The organism is Brevibacillus sp. LEMMJ03, from assembly GCF_007197875.1.
Classification (GTDB): Bacteria; Bacillota; Bacilli; order Brevibacillales; family Brevibacillaceae; genus Brevibacillus; species Brevibacillus thermoruber.
Window position 1 is genome coordinate 1 of sequence record NZ_VKJN01000101.1, and the last position, 404, is coordinate 404.

The 404-nt window shown below is 50.0% G+C and carries 1 protein-coding gene; it reads left to right on the forward strand.

All coding sequences use genetic code 11. The annotated features are described in order from the left end of the window. The coding region (locus tag FOI68_RS24175) for a Mu transposase domain-containing protein (RefSeq protein WP_143864437.1) at positions 1-404 on the forward strand (404 nt) is incomplete at both ends.

The following is a 404-nucleotide window of genomic DNA, read 5'->3' on the forward strand; positions in this document are numbered from 1 at the left end:
AACCTCGCTGGCATCCGCTTTTTGCCGACTTTGCTGCAGCGATTGGGCTTGTTCCAAAAGTATGCAAAGTTCGACGCCCCGAAACAAAGGGAAAAGTGGAACGAGGCGTTCAATACGTAAAAAACAACTTTCTTCCTGGCAAACGCTTCGTTGATTTACAGGATCTCAATCAACAAGCCCTACACTGGTGCGAGCGGATTAACCGCCGTATTCATGGAACAACCGGCGAACGTCCCATCGACCGACTCCGTGAGGAAAATCTGTCGCCTATCCCTTCAGCTGAACGATGGGAAAAATACTTGCATGAACCAAGACAGGTCAGCCGAGACGGATTTGTTAGCTACGATGGTGTACGATATGGGGTTCCATGGAGGTATAGTGGACGTGAGGGTACCGTGCGAGAA